Raw genomic sequence first — 18,750 nt, 5'->3', positions numbered from 1 at the left:
CTTGACGGTCCGTGAATGCGTTTCTACTCTCCGGCTGTTGCGAAACATTTCGCTGCCGGAGTCCCGGCCGCACCGCCAGCGCGAGAGGAGCTGACGCCCCATGAACTCCGGACACCGGCAGGCGATGGTGGTGCGAGGGGGCTGGGACGGCCACCGACCGGTGGAAACGACCGACCTCTTCATCCCCTTTCTTGAACAGAACGGCTTCCGGGTCCTGATCGAGGACAGCCTGGAGGTGTACGAGGAGGAGGAACTCCTCGCCGAAACCGACCTGATCGTGCAGTGCTGGACGCGCGGCGACATCATCCCGCTGGAGAGCGCCGGCCTGATCGCGGCCGTCCGCGCCGGCACCGGACTCGCGGGCTGGCACGGCGGCATCGTCGACGCCTTCCGCGAGAACCTCGACTACCAGTTGCTGACGGGCGGCCAGTTCGTCGTGAGCCCCCCGAACCCCGGCCGCCACCGGGTCCTGCTGTCCGCCGACCACGCCGACCACCCGGTCATCGCCGGGCTCGGCGACTTCGAGATCGACGCCGAACCGTACTGGACGCTGAGCGATCCCCTGAACGACGTGCTGGCGACCGTCACCGTCGACGCCGACGAGACGCGGTCCCGGCCGGCGGCCATCCCCGCGGTGTGGACCCGGACCTGGGGCAAGGGCCGCGTCTTCGTGTCCACGATCGGCCACGGCCCGGACGACTTCCGGATCCCCGAGGTACGCACGCTCACCGAGCGGGGCCTGCTCTGGGCGAGCCGCTGACCAGCCCCGGCACCCACGCCCGACACCCAACGCCCGCCACCGACAACCGGACCGACAGCCGGGACATCCGGACGACCGCGCACCACCCCTCGTACGCACGCAGGGGGGCCGATCACCGGGGTTCACCCCGGAGCCAGGGAACGTACCAACCGTCACCTCTTCCACGAAAGAGCACGTGATGACAACGGTATTCCGCAATCCCCGCCCCTACGTCCGAAGAACCGCGGCGCGCGCCGCCGTGGCCGTTCTGGCGATCCTCTCGGTGCTGCTGGCGCCGGGCCTGGTCGCCGCGCATCCCGGCCACGGGGCCGAGACGTTCAACGCTCTGGTGTTCAGCAAAACCGCCGGATTCCGCCACGGCTCCATCGAGGCCGGGATCGCCGCGATCGAAAACCTCGGCACCGAGCACGGCTTCGAGGTGACGGCCACCGAGGACGCGGCCGTCTTCAACGACGAGGACCTGGCCCAGTACGAGGTGGTCATCTGGCTGTCGACCACCGGGGACGTGCTCAACGACGGTCAACAGGCCGCGTTCGAGCGGTACATCCGCGCCGGCGGCGGCTACGCCGGCATCCACGCCGCAGCCGACACCGAGTACGACTGGCCCTGGTACGGCGAGCTGGTCGGGGCCTACTTCAGCGGCCACCCGGCGCCGCAGCCCGCGACGGTGAAGGTCGAGGACCCCGCGCACCCCGCCACCGCCGGGCTGCCGGTCCAGTGGGAGCGCACGGACGAGTGGTACAACTACCGCGCCAACCCGCGCGGTGACGTGCACGTCCTGGCCTCGCTCGACGAAACCACCTACAGCGGCGGCACGATGGGCGCCGAACACCCCATCTCCTGGTGCCAGGACCACGACGGCGGCCGCTCCTGGTACACCGGGATGGGGCACGACGCCGCCGCGTTCTCCGAGCCGCAGTTCCTGGACCACCTGCTGGGCGGCATCCGCTCGGCCGCCGGCGTGGTCGCGGCCGACTGCTCCGCGTCGCTGACCGGCAGCTTCGAGAAGGTCGTGCTGGACGACAACACCAGCAACCCGATGGAGCTGGCCATCGCGGAGGACGGCCGGGTCTTCTACATCGACCGCAACGGCGCGGTGCGCGTGGTGCGCACCGACGGCACGGTGGTGACCGCCGGCACCCTGTCGGTGTACACCGGGCAGGAGTTCGGGCTGCTGGGCCTGGCCCTCGATCCGGGCTTCGATGAGAACGGCTGGCTGTACCTGTACTACTCGCCGACCGGAACCGAACCGGTCGACCGCGTCTCGCGGTTCACCGTGACCGGCGACACCCTGGACCTGGCCAGCGAGGAAGTGCTGCTGGAGATCGACGTGCAGCGGCAGGAGTGCTGCCACGCGGGCGGCGCGCTGGAGTTCGACTCCCAGGGCAACCTCTACATCACCACCGGCGACAACACCAACCCGTTCGGCTCCCCCACGGACGGCTTCGCGCCGCTGGACGAGCGCGAGGGGCGCCGGGCGTGGGACGCGCAGGCGACCGCCGCGAACAGCGCGGTCCTCAACGGCAAGATCCTGCGGATCACGCCGCAGCCGGACGCCACCTACACCATCCCCGACGGCAACATGTTCCCTCCGGGCTCCGCGAACACCCGCCCGGAGATCTACGCGATGGGCCTGCGCAACCCGTTCCGGATCGGCATCGACCCGGCGACGGACCGCCTGTTCGTCGCGGACTACGGCCCGGACGCCGGCAGCGCCGACCCGGAACGGGGACCGGACGGCCGGGTGGAGTGGAACATCGTCGACGAACCCGGCTTCTACGGCTGGCCCTACTGCGTCGGCGACAACACGCCGTACCACGACTTCGACTACGCCACCAACACCCCGGGCCCGGCGTTCAACTGCGCCGCGCCGGTCAACGACTCCCCGCACAACACGGGGATCCGCGAGCTGCCGGCCGCGATCCCGGCCGAGATGTGGATGGGCCAGTCCTCCACCGGGGTGCCGGAGATCGGCGGCAGCGGCGCCCCGCTGACCAGCGGCGCCTACGCCTTCGACCCCGAACTGGACTCCGCCCGCCGGTGGCCGGCCTACTTCGACGGCAAGGCGGTCTTCGCCGACTGGAACAACGGCCGTATGTTCTCCGTGCAGTTGGACGAGGAACGCACCGGCGTCGCGGACGTCTCCCGGCTGCTGGAGGGCATGGAGTTCATCCGCCCCCACGCTCTTCAGTTCGGTCCGGACGGCGCGCTCTACGTCATCGAGTGGGGCAGCGGCTTCGGCGGCAACAACACCGACTCCGGCGTCTACCGCATCGACTATGTGCAGGGCAACCGCGCGCCCCTCGCCCAGTTCACGGCGAGCCGCACCTCGGGGCCGCTCCCGCTGGAGGTCACGTTCGACTCCGCCGGGTCCCGCGACCCCGACGGTCAACCCATCACCGTTTCCTGGGACTTCGACGGCGACGGCACCGCCGACAGCACCGACCCGGCCCCCACCCACACCTACACCGAGGCCGGGCGCTACACGGCGCGCCTGACCGTCACGGACTCCGACGGGCGCAGCGCCGTGTCGAACCTGGACATCACGGCCGGCAACTCCGCGCCCGTGATCGAGGCGGAGGCCCCGCTCAACGGCGGCTTCTTCGAGTTCGGCGACACGATCCGCTACGAGGTGGCGGTCACCGACCCCGACGGCGGCGAGGTGGACTGCCAGGACGTCGTCGTGCAGCCGGGCCTCGGCCATGACGAGCACTCCCACGGCTACGAGCTGTACTACGGCTGCTCGGGCGCCTTCCCGCTGCCCGGCGACGAGGGACACACCGGCGCCAACGTCTTCGGCACGGTCACGGTCACCTATACCGATCAGGGCAACGGGGACGCGCCGCCGCTGACTTCCCAGGAGGTGCTCGTCCTCCAGCCCAAGCACCGGCAGGCCGAGCACTTCGACGAGACCGGGCGCCTGACCTCCTCAACGGGCGGCGGCACCCCCGGCGTTCAGCGGGAGGCCACCGGCGACACCGCCGGCGGCGGCCAGAACATCGGCCACATCGAGGACGGCGACTGGTGGGCATGGGACCCCGCCAACCTCACCGGCATCGAGGAGATCGGCCTGCGCGCCGCCTCCCCGACCGCCGGCGCCACCGTCGAGGTGCGCACCGGCGACCCGGACACCGGCCCCACGGTCGCCACCCTCCACGTCCCGGCCACCGGCGCCTGGCAGACCTACCAGGACGTCACCGCCCCGGTGAGCGACCCGAGCACCACGAGCGGACCGCTGTACTTCGTGAAGACCACCGGTCAACTGAACGTCAACTGGGTGGACTTCACCGGCCGCGGCGTCACCGACAACCAGCGGCCCCAGGTCGGCGTGACCGCCGACCCGGTCAGCGGCACCGCACCGCTGGAGGTGGCCTTCGCCGCCGAGGCGAGCGACCCCGACGGCGACGCCGTGGAACTGGCCTGGGACTTCGGCGACGGCGAGACCGCCACCGGGCCCACCGCCACGCACACGTACACCCGGCCCGGGGACTACACCGCGCGCGTCACCGCGACCGACGCCCGCGGCGCGCGCTCCTCGGGGACCGTCGCCATCGACGTCGACGGCCCGGCGCCGCTGGAGCCCTGCCTGACCGGCAGGTCCGACGGGTTCGACGGCACCGCCCTGGACCGCGGCCGGTGGTCCGAGGTGGTCCGGGAGAACCAGGACCTCGCGGTGCGCGACGGCCACCTCGTTCTGCCGCTGACCGCCACCGACATCTACGGCGCCGGCAACAGCGGCACCCCGAACATCGTGCTCCAGCCGCTGCCCGACGGGGCCTGGGAGGCCACCGCCAGGATCACCTTCCCGGCGCGTCTCGCCTACCAGCAGGCCGGTCTCATCGTCTACGGCGACGACGACAACTACGCCAAGATGGTCCTCCAGGGCCGCTCCTCCGGCGAGCCGTCGGCGGACAGCCGCATCTTCCAGTTCATCCGGGAGGAGGCGGGCAGCCCCAACGAGGTCGCCGAGAGCAACACCGCCGCGCTCGGCGCCGCGTTCCCCGACACCTTCTGGGTGCGGCTGACCAGCGACGGCGAGAACCTGCGCGCCTCCTACAGCGCGGACGGCGGCACGTTCACCGCGATGCCGCAGACCAAGGCCCTGGCCGGGATCGACAATCCGCGCATCGGCCTGTTCGGCCTGGCCAACCGGGCCGAGGCGCTGCCCGCGACCGCCCTGGTGGACCACTTCACCCTCACCCCGGACGACACCGCGACCCGGCCCGAGCCGTCCGACGAGTTCGACGGCAGCGCGCTCGACGGGTGCCGCTGGTCGGACGTCGTCCGGCCCGACCCGGGCGGGCTGCTCATGGCGGACGGGGCGCTGCACATCGACACCAGCGACGGCGACATCTACCAGGAAACGGCGACCGACCCGACCAACCTCGTCCTCCAGCCCGCCCCCGAGGGCGACTGGACCATCGAGACGAAGGTCGACGCCTCCGCCCTGAACGAGCGCTACCAGCAGGCGGGACTCATGGTCTACGCCGACGACACCACCTACGTGAAACTCGACTACCTGACGACCAACGCGCCCGGCGAGCCCGTCTCCCGCACGATAGAACTGCGGGGCGAGGCCGGTGACACCGTGCTTCAGCCCGCGCCGAACGCGGACCCGGCGCCCACGCAGGGCGTCTGGCACCTGCGCCTGACCAAGCGCGGCGACACCTACACCGGCGCCTACAGCGCGGACGGCGAGACCTGGACGAGCCTGGCGCCGGTGACCAACGCGGCCCTGGCCAGTGGGAGTCCCCCCCGCGTCGGGGTCTATGCCTTCGGCCCCGGCCAAACCGCCTCGGAAACGGCCCGGTTCGACTACTTCCGGGTCGCGGCGGACACCACCGCGCCGACCGTCGAACTCGGGTCCGACCCCGCCGAACCCACCGGCGCGGACGGCTGGTGGACCACCCCGGTGACGGTCACCGCGAGCGCCGAGGACGACGGGAACGGCGACGTGGCCACCGAGTACCGGATCAACGGCGGCCCCTGGACCGAGTACACCGAGCCCCTCACCCTGTCCGACGACGGCGAGCACACCGTGGAGGTCCGCGCCCGCGACGCCGGCGGCAACGTCTCCGAGACCGTCTCGGCGGAGTACCGCGTCGACACCACGGCACCCACGGTCTCCTTCCGCGGGGTGGCCGCGGGCGGCGAAATCGGGCTGGCCGGCATCGTCGAGGCGGAGGTGTCCGCCGAGGACACCACCTCCGGCGTTGCCGGTGGTGTCGAGATCACCCTGGACGGGGCACCGGTTTCCTCCCCGGCGGCCCTGGACCCGGCGGCGCTCGGCCTGGGCGACCACGTGCTGGCCGGCACCGTGACCGACGCGGCGGGCAACACGGCCGAGTCCCGGGTGGCGTTCACCGTCGTCGCCGACTACGACGGCGCGATCGGCCTCGTGGAACGCCTGGTCGCCGAGGACCGGGTGAGCGAACGGAACGGCGAGCGGCTGACCCGGTATCTGACATCGGCCCGGGACTTCAGCGACGAGGGTCAGGACCGGAAGGCCCGGGACGCGCTGGACCGCTTCGCCCGGCGCGCCGAGGACCTGGGCGACAGGGAGGTGCGCGAACTGCTGCTGTCCGTGGCGCGGGCGCTGCGCGACCAGATCTGACGAAAACCGCGTCCGTTCCCCCGTCCGCGCCGTGGCCGGTGCGGGCGGGGGAACGGAGCGCCAATCATTCCGGCGCGCCAGCCGGGGAGTTCACGCGGCCGTCTACCGCCGGCCTTCCGCCTTCCCTAGGGTCCGGGTGCTTACGTGTGCACCGACCTCGGGAGAATCACGTGCGTAACAAGGCCAGAACGACCCTCGTCGCCGTCCTCGCCCTGGCGGGCGTCGCGGTCGCGGCGCCCGCGCTCGCGGCGCAGCAGGAGCGCCGGCCGGCGGCCGAAGCCGAGCCGCTGCCCGATCACATCCACGGCGGGGCGTGGCCGACCAGCCATGTCCAGGGCGTCACCGTCGACCGGGAGAACGGCCTCGTCTACTGGTCGTTCACCCAGGCGCTGGTGAAGACGGACCTGTCGGGGAACGTCCTCGGCACCGTGGTGGGCCTCACCGGCCACCTCGGGGACATCGACATCAACCCGGCGGACGGCCGCGTCTACGGCTCGCTGGAGTACAAGGCGGAGGAGGCGTTCTACATCGCCGTCTTCGACGTCGAGAAGATCGACCGCGTCGGCATGAACGCCGAGACGGACGGCGTGATGACGGCCGTGCACCTCGACGAGGTGGTGGCGGACTTCACCGCCGACATGAACGGTGACGGCGTGTTCGACGGCGACACCGCGGCGACCGACGACCACCGGTACGGGTGCAGCGGCATCGACGGCGTGTCCTTCGGCCCGTCGTTCGGCTCGCGGCGCGGCGAGCAGCGGCTGATGGTGGCCTACGGCGTCTACTCCAACACGAGCCGGACGGACAACGACCACCAGGTGATCCTGGAGTACGACGTCGACCACTGGGAGCGCTACGAGCGGCCGCTGTCGCAGGCCGACCCGCACCGCAGCGGGCCGCGCGGCACCGACGGGAAGTACTTCGTGTACACGGGCAACACCACGTACGGCGTGCAGAACCTGGAGTACGACGCGTACACCGGGAACTGGATGATGGCCGTCTACACCGGCGTCAAGGAGGGCTTCCCCAACTACTCCTTCTTCATCGTCGACGGCGCCGAGCGCCCCCGGCGCGGGGAGATAGTGGGCCAGCCGGAGCCGGAGCGCGGGCGGCTGCTGAGCCTGGTCCAGGACGGGCGGTACGACCCGGCCACCGGCGTGTACGGCTGGGACTTCCACGGCAACTACGGCCTGGCGGCGCTCGGCGACGGCTACTACTACGCGGCCGAGGGCCGGCGGATCCCGGACGGGCGGCAGGAGGGCGAGGTCTACCTCTACCGCTGGACGGGGAACACGCCGACCCCGTTCGAGCGCGTGGCGCCGTAGGCCCGACGTCGCGCAAGGGCCGGGCGGGCGCGGGATTCCGCGCCCGCCCGGCCCTTTCGGCGCGGGTGGCTAGGAGCCGATGACGCCGCCGTCGGTGCGGCGGACCACGACCGTGGCCGAGCGCGGGCGGCCCTCGGGGTCGAAGTCGGGCCAGTTGCTGACGGCCCGCGGGTTCTCCGGGGTCGGGGTGCCCCAGGCGGTGGTGGCCTCACCGGGGTGCTGAACGTTGACGAACATGGTCCGCCGGTCCGGGGTGAACGTCACGCCGGAGATCTCGGCGCCGCGCGGGCCCGTCAGGAAGCGGCGGATCTCGCCGGTGCGCGGGTCGGCGGCCAGCATCTGGTTGTTGCCGATGTTGTCGTAGCCCTTGGAGGCCAGGTTCTGCGAGGAGTTGGAGACGTCGGTCTGGATCCACAGCCGGCCGTCGTCGTCGAAGGCCAGGCCGTCGGGCGAGCCGAAGAGGTTCGACTCGTCCAGGGTGACCTGGTCGTCGTAGGCCGGGTCGCCGGCCAGCAGGAAGATGTCCCACTCGAACGTGGTGGCCGCGTTGTCGCCGCCCCGCTCGGTCCAGCGGACGATGTGGCCGTACGGGTTGGGCTTGCGGGGGCTGACCGCGCTGTTCCAGCCGCTGCCGTTGGTCAGCGTGCAGTAGACGTCCTTGGTGCGCGGGTCGACCGAGATCCACTCCGGGCGGTCCATCTTGGTGGCGCCGACGGCGTCGGCGGCCTCGCGGGTGCGCAGCAGCACATCGGCCTGGTCGGCCCAGCCGCCCGCGGTGGTCAGGGCGCCGGTGCCGTGCTCCAGGGGCAGCCACTCGCCGGAGCCGTCGTCGTCGAAGCGCGCCACGTAGAGCGTGCCGTGGTCCAGCGGGCTGCGGCCCAGCGCGCGCTGGACGCGCCAGGAGCCGTGGCCGACGAACTTGTAGATGTAGTCGCCGTCCTGGTCGTCACCGGTGTAGGCCACGACCCGGCCGCGGGACTCGGTGACGGTGCAGCCCTCGTGCTTGACGCGGCCGAGCGCGGTGCGCTTGACGGGCTTGGCGTCCGGGTTCTTCGGGTCGATCTCGACGATCCAGCCGAAGCGGTTGACCTCGCCCGGGTTGGCGGCGAGGTCGAAGCGTGGGTCGGCCTCGTGCCAGCGGAAGCCGCCGCCGGAGGCGGAGACGCCGTACCGCTTCTGGGAGGCGGTCGGCGTCCAGGAGGGATCCTGTGTGCCGAAGTAGTTGTTCCAGTTCTCCTCGCAGGCGAGGTAGGTGCCCCAGGGGGTGTAGCCGTTGGAGCAGTTGTTGAGCGTGCCCAGCGGCTCGTTGTCGGCCCGCAGGCTGGGGTGGCTCGCCTTGACCGGGCCGGAGAAGTCCACCGGGGTGGAGCCGGTGACGCGGCGGGCGCGGCGGGAGTCGACGACGTGCCAGTCGCCGTCGCGGCGCCGCTCGATCTCGACGACGCTGACGCCGTGCGCGGCGAGGGCCTTGCGCACCTTGTCGGCGGTCATCTCCTCGGCGCCGTCGGGGAAGAGCAGCGACTGGTCGACGTACTCGTGGTTGAGCACCAGCAGGCCGCGGCGGCTGCCCTCCCGGGTGTTGCCGAGCGGGAAGAAGTGCATGCCGTCGTGGTTCATGCCGATCTGCTCGGCCTGCTCCTCGGCCGAGTTGGAGCCGTCCTTGCGCCACCGCGGGCCGCCGGGGCGGATGGGGGTGCCCCAGGGGATGAGGACCTGGGTCTCGTAGCCCTCCGGCACGGTGAAGTCGTCGGCGGTGCTGGTCGGTACGGGTGTGAAGCCGAGCAGGCCGCGCGGGCTCCCGCCGCCCGGCCGGCCACCTCCGCCACCGCGGCCGGCGGGCGTCGCGGCGGCGGCCGTCCCGGTGCCCGCCTGCGCCGCGACGAGGAAGCCCGCCGCGGCGGCGGTGCCGCCCTTGAGGGCGGCGCGGCGGGACATCCTCTGCTGGACGACCTCCCCGAAGGAACGGTTTCCGGACGGATTCGAACTCACGTCATCCGGATCGAACTCGGGAAAAACCGGGCGCTGTGCTGCCATCGCGGGATCCTCACTTGTTGCCGTGTGATGGAAGTGACGTTTCCGCGAGGCTAGGAGCAGACAGTGGCGCCGAGTGGCCACCAAGGTGAACGAACGGCCACCTCCGCACATACGGCCGATTCACCGTAACGGTTCACTTGGCGGCGAGCACGGAATGTCAGCTCTCGCGTCGGCCGTCCACGCGGCGGGGCAGCCCCAGCGGGTTGTCGTCACGAAGCTCGGGGGGCAGCAGCGCGGCCGGGGCGCTCTGGTAGCTGACCGGCCGCAGCCACCGCTCGATGGCGGTGGCGCCCACCGAGGTGGAGTGGGAAGTGGTCGCCGGGTAGGGACCACCGTGGTGCTGGGCGGGGGTGACCGCGACGCCGGTGGGCCAGCCGTTGACCAGGATCCGGCCGGCGAGCGGGGTGAGTTCGGCCAGCAGCCGGGCGCCCTCGCCGCCGTCGCCGTTGCCCTCGGCCTCGCTCAGGTGCAGGGTGGCGGTGAGGTTCCCCGGCAGCCGGGAGAGCACGGCCGCGGCCTGGGCCGGGTCGGTGTAGCGGACCAGGACGGTGACCGGGCCGAAGCACTCCTCCAGCAGCAGGTCGTGCGGGCCGTCGGCGGCGAGCCGTTCGGCGTCCACGGTGAGGACGCCGGCGGCCACGGTGTTCGCCTCGCCCTCGCCGGCGGCGACCGGCGTCCCGACGCCCTCCAGCTCGGCGCGGGCGCGCACCCCGGCGAGGAACGCGTCGCGCATGCGGGAGTCCAGGAGCACACCGGGGGCGGCCTCGCCGACCTTCTTGGTCAGCGCGTCGAGCAGTTCGTCACCGGCCTCCCCGGCCGGGGCCAGGACCAGTCCGGGCTTGGTGCAGAACTGCCCGGTGCCCAGGGTCATGGACGCGGCCAGCCCGCCGCCGATCTCCCCGGCGCGCTCGGTGGCCGCGGCCTCGGTGACCACGACCGGGTTGAGGCTGCCCAGCTCGCCGTAGAACGGGATGGGGGTGGGCCGGGCGGCGGCGGCGTCGAAGAGGGCCCGGCCGCCGCGGACGGAGCCGGTGAAGCCGGCGGCCGTCACCAGCGGGTGCTTGACCAGCTCGACCCCGGCCTCGAAGCCGTGCAGGACGGAGACGATGTCCTCGGGCAGGCCCACCTTGGCGGCGGCCCGGCGCAGCGCGGCGCCGGTCAGCTCGGAGGTGGCGGGGTGGTCGGGGTGCGCCTTGACCACCACGGGGCAGCCGGCGGCCAGCGCGCTGGCGGTGTCGCCGCCGGGGACGGAGAAGGCCAGCGGGAAGTTGGAGGCGGAGTAGACGGCGACGACTCCCAGCGGGATCTTGTAACGCCGCAGGTCCGGGCGGGGCGGGGTGAGGGAGTCGTCGGCGTGGTCGATGATGACATCGAGGTAGCCGCCGTCCGCGACCTCGTCGGCGAACGCGCGCAACTGCCCGGTGGTGCGGGCGAGTTCACCGGTGAGCCGGGTCTCGCCCAGGGCCGTCTCGGCGTCGGCCGCGGCGATGATGCGCGCACTGTCGGCCGCCAGCTCGTCGGCGGCGGCGCGCAGCAGCGCGATCCGGGTGTCCCGGTCGGCCAGCGGTGCGCGGGCGGCGTGCGCGGCGCGCACCGCCGCGTCCACGTCCGCGGCCGTGGCCTCCGTCGCGACCTGCTCCCGCTGCTTTCCGGTCCGCGGGTCCACACTCCACACTGGTACTGCCACCGGAATCGATCCTCCCGAACATCCGCTGCCACAGGCGACGTTCGATATAGTGCACGTTCGAGATATTGAACAACGTCCCTGTATGTGAATTATCGTGGGGACTCTATAGCGGCTCGAACAAAGGGGTCAAGGCGATGCCAGCCGGTGAGACGGGCGGTTCCCAGGTCAAATCGGCAGTCCGCACGGTGGAACTGCTGGAGTTTTTCGCCGGCCGGCCCGGCATGCACTCGCTCGCCGATGTCCAAGCGGCCGTCGGGTACCCCAAATCCAGTCTCTACATGCTGCTGCGCACCCTGGTCGAGCTCGGCTGGGTGGAGACGGACGCCACCGGCACCCGGTACGGCATCGGGGTCCGCGCGCTGCTGGTGGGGACTTCCTACATCGACGGCGACGAGGTGGTGGCCGCGGCCCGCCCCACGCTGGACCGGCTCTCCGACGACACCACCGAGACCATCCACCTGGCCCGGCTGGACGGCACCAACGTCGTCTATCTCGCCACCCGCCAGTCCGAGCACTACCTGCGCCCGTTCACCCGGGTCGGCCGCCGGCTGCCCGCGCACTCCACCTCGCTGGGCAAGGCGTTGCTGGCCACCTACACCGACGAGCAGGTCCGCAAGATGCTGCCCGAGACGCTGGACGCGCTCACCGAGCACACCATCACCGACCGGGAGCGGCTGATCCAGGAGCTGGCGCTGATCCGCGAGCGCGGCTACGCCAGCGACCGCGAGGAGAACACGCTGGGGCTGAGCTGCTTCGGCATCGCCATCCCCTACCGCACCCCCGCCCGGGACGCCATCAGTTGCTCGGTGCCGGTGGCGCGGCTGACCCCGGCCCATGAACAACTGATCAAGGAAGCGCTGTTCGACGCCCGGGACCGGCTGGCCCTGGCCACCCGGCATCTGTGACGGACAGGCTCCCCCGGCGGAAGCCATGGCCCCCGGTCAGTTCTGCGCGTGGTGCCAGGGCAGCCGAACCGGCTCGGTGGGTGTCCGGCCGGCCAGTATGTCGGTCAGCAGCGGGGTCAGGCCCCGCGGGATGACCGCGTCGGTGGTGGCGGCCAGTTCGGCGACCGACCACCAGCGGTGGCCGACGGTGTTGCCGCGTTCCCGGTCCTCCATCCCGCTCGTGTCCACCTCGTGCGCGGCCGTCCGGTGCAGGAAGTAGTGGTCCTCGAACCAGCCGCTCTTCCAGCCGAGATCGGCCTCGCCCTCCGTGAAGGCCACATACGGGCCCAGCTCGTCCGGGGTGACGCGCAGGCCCGTCTCCTCCCACAGCTCCCGGGCCGCCGCCTCCCGCGGCGGCTCGTGTTTCCGGATGCCGCCGCCGGGGGTCATCCACAGCGGCGTGGCGTCCGTCATCCGGAAGAGCAGCAGGCGGCCGGCGCCGTCCAGCAGCAGCACGCGCGCCGTGCGGCGCGCCGGTCGCCGCCTCATTCGACGCCCAGCAACTGCTCGACCGGGTCGATCCCGAAGTAGACGACGAACAGCGCGGCGGTGACCCACAGCAGCCAGGTGATCTCGCGGGTGCGGCCGAGGACGACCTTGAGGACGACGTAGGCGATGAAGCCCGCGCCGATGCCGTTGGTGATGGAGTAGGTGAACGGCATGACGGCGATGGTGATGAACGCCGGGATGGCCAGCGAGGTGTCGGTCCAGTCGATGCGGCCGACCTGCGCCATCATCAGGAAGCCGACGGCGACCAGGGCGGGCGCGGCGGCCTGGGCGGGGACGACCGCGGCCAGCGGGGACAGGAACAGCGCCAGGGCGAACAGGCCGCCGGTGACCAGGTTGGCGAAGCCGGTCCGGGCGCCCTCGCCGACGCCGGCGGCCGACTCGATGTAGGAGGTGTTGGACGACGCGGACGCGGCGCCGCCGGCCGCGGCGGCCAGGCCGTCGACGAACAGCAGCCGGCCCAGCCGCGGCACGCGGCCCTTCTCGTCGAGCAGCCCGGCCTCGCTGGTGACGCCGACGGCGGTGCCCATCGTGTCGAAGAAGTCGGTCAGGAACAGCGTGAAGATGATCAGCACCACCGTGATGAAGCTGATCTCGCCGAACGCGCCGAACAGGCTGAATTCGCCGACCAGTCCGAAGTCGGGGGCGGCGACGAGGTCGTCCGGCATCTTGGGCGCGGTCAGGCCCCACGCGGAGTCCTCGATGTCGGCGATGGCGTTGACGATGATCGCGACGACCGTCATGGCCACGATGCTGATGAGGATCCCGCCCTTGACCTTGCGGGCGAGCAGCGCGAGCGTGAGCAGCAGGCCGAGGCAGAAGACGAGGAGGGGCCAGCCGGTGAGCTCGCCGCCGGGTCCCAGGCTCAGCGGCGGCGACATCTCGTGGCCGACGGTGAAGCCGGCGTCGACGAAGCCGATGAGGGCGATGAACAGGCCGATGCCGACGCCGATGGCCTGCTTGAGGCCCATGGGGATGGCGTTCATCACGGCCTCGCGCAGCCCGGTGGCGGACAACACGCACAGGATGACGCCCTCGATCACCACCAGGCCCATGGCCTCGGGCCAGGTCATCCGGGGCGCGATCTGGTAGGCCACCATGGCGTTGATGCCCAGGCCCGCGGCCAGCGCGAGCGGCACGTTGGCGGTGATACCCATCAGCGCGGTCATGATCGCGGCGACGAGCGCGGTCACGGTGACGAGCTGCTCGACGGAGAGCTGGTTGCCGTTCATGTCCTGGGCGCCGCCGAGGATGATCGGGTTGAGCACCAGGATGTAGGCCATCGTGAAGAACGTGGCGAAGCCGCCGCGCACCTCCCGGCCGAAGGTCGAGCCGCGTTCGGAGATCTGGAAGAACGCGTCCAGGCGCCCGCGTGCGGCGGCACGACCGGGGGTGACGCTGGGTGACGGCATTGTTGAATCCTTGACTGAACGGCTTCGGGGACTCAGGGATTCTGCCTGTTCACCTTCGGGCGCGGGTTTTCGGGGTGTAACACGATGCCGCACCGTTACCGAAATGCGCTCTCTCAGCCCCCCGCCCGGTCCAGCTCGCGCAGGGCCTCGGTCACGGCCCGTAGATCCTCGTCGGTGGCCAGGCCCGCGTGGTAGAGCCGCAGCTCGGTGGCGCCGAGCCCGGCGGCGTGCGCGGCGTCGGCGGCCAGCGTGGCCGGCCGGCCGCCCATGCCGGCGACCACCGGGAAGTTCGCGGCGAGGGTGCCGCCCTGGCGTAGGTGCGGGACGAACGGGCCGAGCGCCGCGGTGGCGGCCGCGGGGCCGCCGGCGCAGGGCACCACGACGCCGTCGGCGTGGGCGAGGACGCCCGCGGGGTCGGTGCCGACGTTGGCGCCGCAACGGTGCGGGGCCGGGTCGGCGTGCAGCAGCACGCGGAAGCCGGGCGGGGCGGCGGCGCGGACGGCGGCGACCGCGGCGCGCTGGAAGGCGTCGGCCGTGGCGTCGCGCCAGCCGGCCACGGCGGCGGCCCGCCTGTCGCCGAGGAGCGCGGTGATCTCCGCCCACTCCTCCGCGCGGTCGCCCGGGGCGGGCGCGGGCCGGCCGGCGAAGACGGGGGCGAGCGCCCGGACCACGGTCTCCCGCAGCTCCTCTGGGTCGGCGTCGTGGGCGGCGTATCCGCCGCGGCAGACCTCGCAGAAGCACAGCGACATCAGATAGGCGCCGACGCCGCCGAGCGGCGCGCCGCCGATCTTGTCGTGCGCGTGCAGGTGCTCCAGGCCGTACCAGCCGCAGGACTCCAGCTCGGTGCCGCTGGTGCCGGGCCGGGCGGCCGCCTCGGCGGCCAGCGTCACGGCGTAGTCGCGCACCTCGGGGCGGGCGATGCACGGCGCCCAGGGGTAGCGGTCGCCGAACGCGTTGCGCACGGTGCTGCCCGGATGCTCCTCGCCCAGCCGGGAGTTGTGGGCGAGGATCACCCAGGAGTGCACCTCGACCCCGGCGTCGGCCAGCGCGCGGGCGGCCTCGGCGTAGGGGTCGGGGCCGGCCACCCACTCCTGCGGGCGGGGGCGCAGCTCGCGGCCGGCCCAGCGCGCCCTGTCCGGCGGGTAGTACACGGCGGAGTGCCGGGCGGTGACGATGCGGTGGCGGGGGTGGCGGGGGGTGAGGGCGCGGGTGGAGTGGTAGGCGGCGGCGAGAGTGGCCGAGCGCACGCCGAGGTCGGCGACGCGTCGGGCGGCGGCCGGGTCACCGGCGATGTCCCAGGGGTAGACGAAGGCCGCGGCGCGCATCAGCGGGTCACCAGTTCCAGGCCGCGGTCCAGCAGGGCGGACAGCTCGGCGAGATGCTCCGGCTCGGGCTCGGCCAGCGGGGCGCGGACCCCGCCGACGTCCAGGCCGCGCAGCCGTACGCCGGCCTTGACGAGGGACACCGCGTAGCCGTTGCCGCGGTTGCGCAGCTCGACCAGCGGCCGGTAGAAGCCGTCGAGCAGGCGCCACACGGTGGCCTCGTCGTCCTTCTCCAGCGCGGACCGGAAGGCGAGCGCTATCTCGGGGGCGAAGCAGAAGACGGCGGAGGAGTACAGCCGCACGCCCAGGCCCCGGTAGGCGGGGCCGGTGAGCTCGGCGGTGGGCAGGCCGTTGAAGTACTGGAACGGCGTGTCCGGCAGCTCGGCGCGGACCGCGGAGATGACGCGCTGGAGCAGGTCGAGGTCGCCGAGGCCGTCCTTGAGGCCGACGATGCCGGGGGTGCGGGCCAGTTCGACGACGGTGGCCGGGTCGAGCACGGCGTTGTCCCGCTGGTAGACGATCACCTCCAGCGGGGTGGCGGCGGCCAGTTCCCTGTAGTGGCGCAGCAGCCCGCGCGGGCCGGCGTTGACGAGGTAGGGCGGCATGGCCAACAGGCCGTCGGCGCCCGCCTGTTCGGCCGTGCCGGCGAACTCGACGGCCAGCGCGGTGCCATAGCCGGTGCCGGCGACGACGGGCACGGCGCCGGCCGCCTCCTCGACGGCGGCGGCGACGCAGGCGCCGAACTCCTCCCGGGTGAGGGCGTGGAACTCACCGGTGCCGCAGCAGGCGAAGACCGCGCCCGCGCCCGCGTCGATGCCGGCCCGGACATGGGCACGATAGGCGTCGAGGTTGAGCGATCCGTCGGCGCGATAGGCGGTCACGGGGAAGAACAGCAGGCCCTCCAGCCGGCCGGCGAGTGCTGCTTCGGTCATGCGCGTCCCTCTCCCCACCGTGCACGATTATGACTCTTGTCCATATAGCTGAACACACACGCTAGTTGAGACGCGAATCGGCGGTCAAGGAGTCGTTGACGGACCCCCGGCGACCCCCTAGGTTGTCCCCATATATGAATCATATTTAAGGATGGAGATTCGTATGTCCGCTGGTCAGCCCGCCGAACGACGCACCGTGCTGCTCACCGGCGCCGCCGGCGGCGTCGGCACCCTGATGCGCGACCTGCTCCCGCCGCGCGGGTACGACCTGCGGCTGCTGGACGTGGTTCCCGTCGAGGGCGAGCCGGGCGCGATCATCGCCGACCTCGGCGACCGCGAGGCGTTGCGGGCGGCCGTGCGGGGCACCGACGCGATTCTCCATCTCGCTGGGATCTCCCTGGAGTCCAGCTTCGAGAAGATCCTGCGCGCCAACATCGAGGGCACCTACAACCTCTACGAGGCCGCCCGCGCCGAGGGCGTGCGCCGCGTCGTCTTCGCCTCCAGCAACCACGCCGTGGGCTACACCCCCTGGCCCGAGCCGGGCGCCGCGCCGGTCCCGATCGACACCCCGCACCGGCCGGACACGTTCTACGGCCTGTCCAAGTGCTTCGGCGAGGACCTGGCCCAGCTCTACTGGGACAAGTACGGCATCGAGACCGTCTCCGTCCGCATCGGCTCCTGCTTCCCCGAGCCCACCTCGGTGCGCATGCTCTCCGTGTGGCTCAGCCCCTCCGACGGCGCCCGCCTCTTCGACGCGGCGCTGTCCGCCGAGGGCGTCGGCCACACCGTCGTGTACGGCTCCTCGGCCAACACCCGCCAGGTCTGGGACCTCTCCTCGGCCCGGTCGATCGGATACGAGCCGCGGGACGACTCCGAGCCGTTCGCCGCGAAGCTGATCGCCGAACAGGGCGAGCTCGACCCCGCGACCCGCCCCGACCACGCCCACCTCGGCGGCGCGTTCGTCACCGACCCGCCGATCTGGCCGCGCTGAACGCGCCGAACGCGCATTTCAGCGGGTGGCGAGCGCGCAGGCGCGCGCCACCCGTGCCAGGCGGTCGGCGTCCGGGCCCGCGCCGCCGGGGGTGGGGAAGCGACGCCGGACATAGCCGAACGCCAGCCCCGCGCGCGGGTCACAGAACGCCATCGACCCGCCCGCGCCGTCGTGGCCGAAGGCGTCCGCGCCGAGGTACGGCAGCCCCACCATGAAGCCCAGGCCATAGCGGCGCGGCATGTCGAGCACCAGGTCGTGCCCGGTGGAGAACGGCCGGGCGCACTCCGCCGCCGTCGCGGCGGTCAGCAGCGGCGGCAGCCCGTCCGTGCCGTGCACGGCGGCGGCGTACAGCCGGGCCAGGCCGCGCGCCGAGCCGACGCCACCGACCGAGGCCGGGCCGCCGGCCACCACCGCCGGCTCGTTGACCAGCTCCCACAGCACGGTGGGCTCCTTGTGGTGCTGGTTCCCTGCGATGCCGCCCAGGCCGTCGGGGGCGTCCGCCGACGGCTCGCCCGGGTCGGCCGGGGGCAGCACCGGGACGAAGCGGCGCTCCTCCTCCGCCGGCAGCCCGAGGAAGAAGTCGACGCCGTACGGGCGGCGTATCCGCTCCTCGTAGACCTCCCGGAGCGTCGCCCCGCTCGCCCGGCGTATCACCTCGCCGACCAGGGCGCCGACCGTCAGCGAGTGGTAGCCGAACGCCGCGCCCGGGTGCCAGTACGGCCGGTGCGGGGCGAGGCGTTCGGCGACCGCGCGGTCGTCGGTCAGCTCCGCCGGGCTGAAGCCGTCCTCGACGCCGATGGAGCCGACACGGTGCCCGGCCAGGTCGCGCACGGTCGCGGTGCCCTTGCCCTCGGCGGCGAACTCCGGCCAGTAGGCCCCGACTTCGCGGTCGAGGTCCAGCTCGCCAGCCTGCGCGAGCAGGGCGAGCACCAGGAACGCCGCGCCCTTGGTGGAGGAGAACACCCCGGTCAGCCAGTCGCCGCCGGCGTCAGGGCCGCCCCACAGATCGGCCACCGGCCAGCCGTCGACGTAGACGGCGAGCTGGGCACCGTGCCCGGCCTCCGTCTCGCGCAGCACGGCGGCGAACTCCTCGCCCAGCGGCTCGTATCCGGGCGCCACCGTGCCTCGCACCGGTATGTCCATGGGTCTCTCTCCTCGACAACTCGTCCGACTCGTCCCGGCCGGCTCAACGAATCCCGGTACGGTATCGCTCCCCGTGAGG

Annotated in this window: 12 protein-coding genes; 5 read left to right on the top strand and 7 right to left on the bottom strand. The window is 72.5% G+C overall.

Annotated features, from left to right (window positions below; genetic code table 11):
- Positions 1-100 precede the first annotated feature (100 nt).
- The 3 genes from RM590_RS19705 (at position 101) to RM590_RS19695 (ending at position 7,699) form a co-directional block, all read left to right on the top strand.
- Complete coding sequence (locus tag RM590_RS19705) at positions 101-760, top strand: ThuA domain-containing protein (RefSeq protein ID WP_311705942.1); 660 nt, start codon at positions 101-103, stop codon at positions 758-760.
- A gap of 178 nt (positions 761-938) precedes the next feature.
- Positions 939-6,374 (top strand): ThuA domain-containing protein, encoded by a 5,436-nt coding sequence (locus tag RM590_RS19700; protein WP_311705941.1) that lies wholly within the window; start codon positions 939-941, stop codon positions 6,372-6,374.
- 170 nt (positions 6,375-6,544) lie between these two features.
- Complete coding sequence (locus tag RM590_RS19695) at positions 6,545-7,699, top strand: hypothetical protein (RefSeq protein ID WP_311705940.1); 1,155 nt, start codon at positions 6,545-6,547, stop codon at positions 7,697-7,699.
- A gap of 69 nt (positions 7,700-7,768) precedes the next feature.
- Here the strand turns inward: RM590_RS19695 and RM590_RS19690 are convergent, their stop codons facing one another.
- Positions 7,769-9,733, bottom strand: coding sequence for a PhoX family protein (locus RM590_RS19690; protein ID WP_311705939.1), 1,965 nt, complete (start codon positions 9,731-9,733; stop codon positions 7,769-7,771).
- 157 nt (positions 9,734-9,890) lie between these two features.
- The gene (locus RM590_RS19685) at positions 9,891-11,420 is read right to left on the bottom strand and encodes an aldehyde dehydrogenase (NADP(+)) (RefSeq protein WP_311705938.1); all 1,530 of its coding nucleotides are present in this window, start codon (positions 11,418-11,420) and stop codon (positions 9,891-9,893) included.
- 134 nt (positions 11,421-11,554) lie between these two features.
- Here RM590_RS19685 and RM590_RS19680 point away from each other — a divergent pair, with 134 nt between their 5' ends.
- Positions 11,555-12,325: an IclR family transcriptional regulator gene (locus tag RM590_RS19680; protein ID WP_311705937.1), complete on the top strand. Its 771-nt coding sequence runs from the start codon at positions 11,555-11,557 to the stop codon at positions 12,323-12,325.
- A gap of 36 nt (positions 12,326-12,361) precedes the next feature.
- On the opposite strand, the gene RM590_RS19675 is transcribed toward RM590_RS19680, so the two are convergent.
- From RM590_RS19675 to RM590_RS19660, 4 genes are all read right to left on the bottom strand, one after another.
- Positions 12,362-12,853 (bottom strand): NUDIX hydrolase, encoded by a 492-nt coding sequence (locus RM590_RS19675; protein WP_311705936.1) that lies wholly within the window; start codon positions 12,851-12,853, stop codon positions 12,362-12,364.
- On the bottom strand, positions 12,850-14,283 hold the full coding sequence (locus RM590_RS19670; RefSeq protein ID WP_311705935.1) for an NCS2 family permease: 1,434 nt from the start codon (positions 14,281-14,283) through the stop codon (positions 12,850-12,852). Before RM590_RS19670 ends, RM590_RS19675 begins: the two co-directional genes overlap by 4 nt.
- Positions 14,284-14,396: 113 nt before the next feature.
- A complete protein-coding gene (locus tag RM590_RS19665; RefSeq protein ID WP_311705934.1) occupies positions 14,397-15,608 on the bottom strand; it encodes a hypothetical protein in 1,212 nt (403 codons plus the stop codon).
- A complete protein-coding gene (locus RM590_RS19660) occupies positions 15,608-16,537 on the bottom strand; it encodes a 5-dehydro-4-deoxyglucarate dehydratase (RefSeq protein ID WP_311705933.1) in 930 nt (309 codons plus the stop codon). Before RM590_RS19660 ends, RM590_RS19665 begins: the two co-directional genes overlap by 1 nt.
- 163 nt (positions 16,538-16,700) lie before the next feature.
- Between RM590_RS19660 and RM590_RS19655 the strand changes: the two genes are divergently transcribed.
- Positions 16,701-17,528: an NAD-dependent epimerase/dehydratase family protein gene (locus tag RM590_RS19655; protein ID WP_311705932.1), complete on the top strand. Its 828-nt coding sequence runs from the start codon at positions 16,701-16,703 to the stop codon at positions 17,526-17,528.
- A gap of 18 nt (positions 17,529-17,546) precedes the next feature.
- Here the strand turns inward: RM590_RS19655 and RM590_RS19650 are convergent, their stop codons facing one another.
- Positions 17,547-18,671, bottom strand: coding sequence for a serine hydrolase domain-containing protein (locus RM590_RS19650; RefSeq protein ID WP_311705931.1), 1,125 nt, complete (start codon positions 18,669-18,671; stop codon positions 17,547-17,549).
- Positions 18,672-18,750: the final 79 nt, after the last annotated feature.

The sequence above is a fragment of the Streptomyces litchfieldiae genome (assembly GCF_031845365.1).
Taxonomy (GTDB): Bacteria; Actinomycetota; Actinomycetes; order Streptomycetales; family Streptomycetaceae; genus Streptomyces; species Streptomyces litchfieldiae.
Note: the sequence above shows the minus strand (reverse complement) of the source record. Positions and strands in the feature narration are given on the sequence as shown.

Bases quoted from the DNA above. Each gene is read 5' to 3' on its own strand.
- RM590_RS19700 (WP_311705941.1), top strand. From the start codon at position 939: ATGACAACGGTATTCCGCAATCCCCGCCCCTACGTCCGAAGAACCGCG.
- RM590_RS19655 (WP_311705932.1), top strand. From the start codon at position 16,701: ATGTCCGCTGGTCAGCCCGCCGAACGACGCACCGTGCTGCTCACCGGC.
- RM590_RS19705 (WP_311705942.1), top strand. From the start codon at position 101: ATGAACTCCGGACACCGGCAGGCGATGGTGGTGCGAGGGGGCTGGGAC.
- RM590_RS19665 (WP_311705934.1), bottom strand. From the start codon at position 15,608: ATGCGCGCCGCGGCCTTCGTCTACCCCTGGGACATCGCCGGTGACCCG.
- RM590_RS19690 (WP_311705939.1), bottom strand. From the start codon at position 9,733: ATGGCAGCACAGCGCCCGGTTTTTCCCGAGTTCGATCCGGATGACGTG.
- RM590_RS19670 (WP_311705935.1), bottom strand. From the start codon at position 14,283: ATGCCGTCACCCAGCGTCACCCCCGGTCGTGCCGCCGCACGCGGGCGC.
- RM590_RS19650 (WP_311705931.1), bottom strand. From the start codon at position 18,671: ATGGACATACCGGTGCGAGGCACGGTGGCGCCCGGATACGAGCCGCTG.
- RM590_RS19680 (WP_311705937.1), top strand. From the start codon at position 11,555: ATGCCAGCCGGTGAGACGGGCGGTTCCCAGGTCAAATCGGCAGTCCGC.
- RM590_RS19660 (WP_311705933.1), bottom strand. From the start codon at position 16,537: ATGACCGAAGCAGCACTCGCCGGCCGGCTGGAGGGCCTGCTGTTCTTC.
- RM590_RS19675 (WP_311705936.1), bottom strand. From the start codon at position 12,853: ATGAGGCGGCGACCGGCGCGCCGCACGGCGCGCGTGCTGCTGCTGGAC.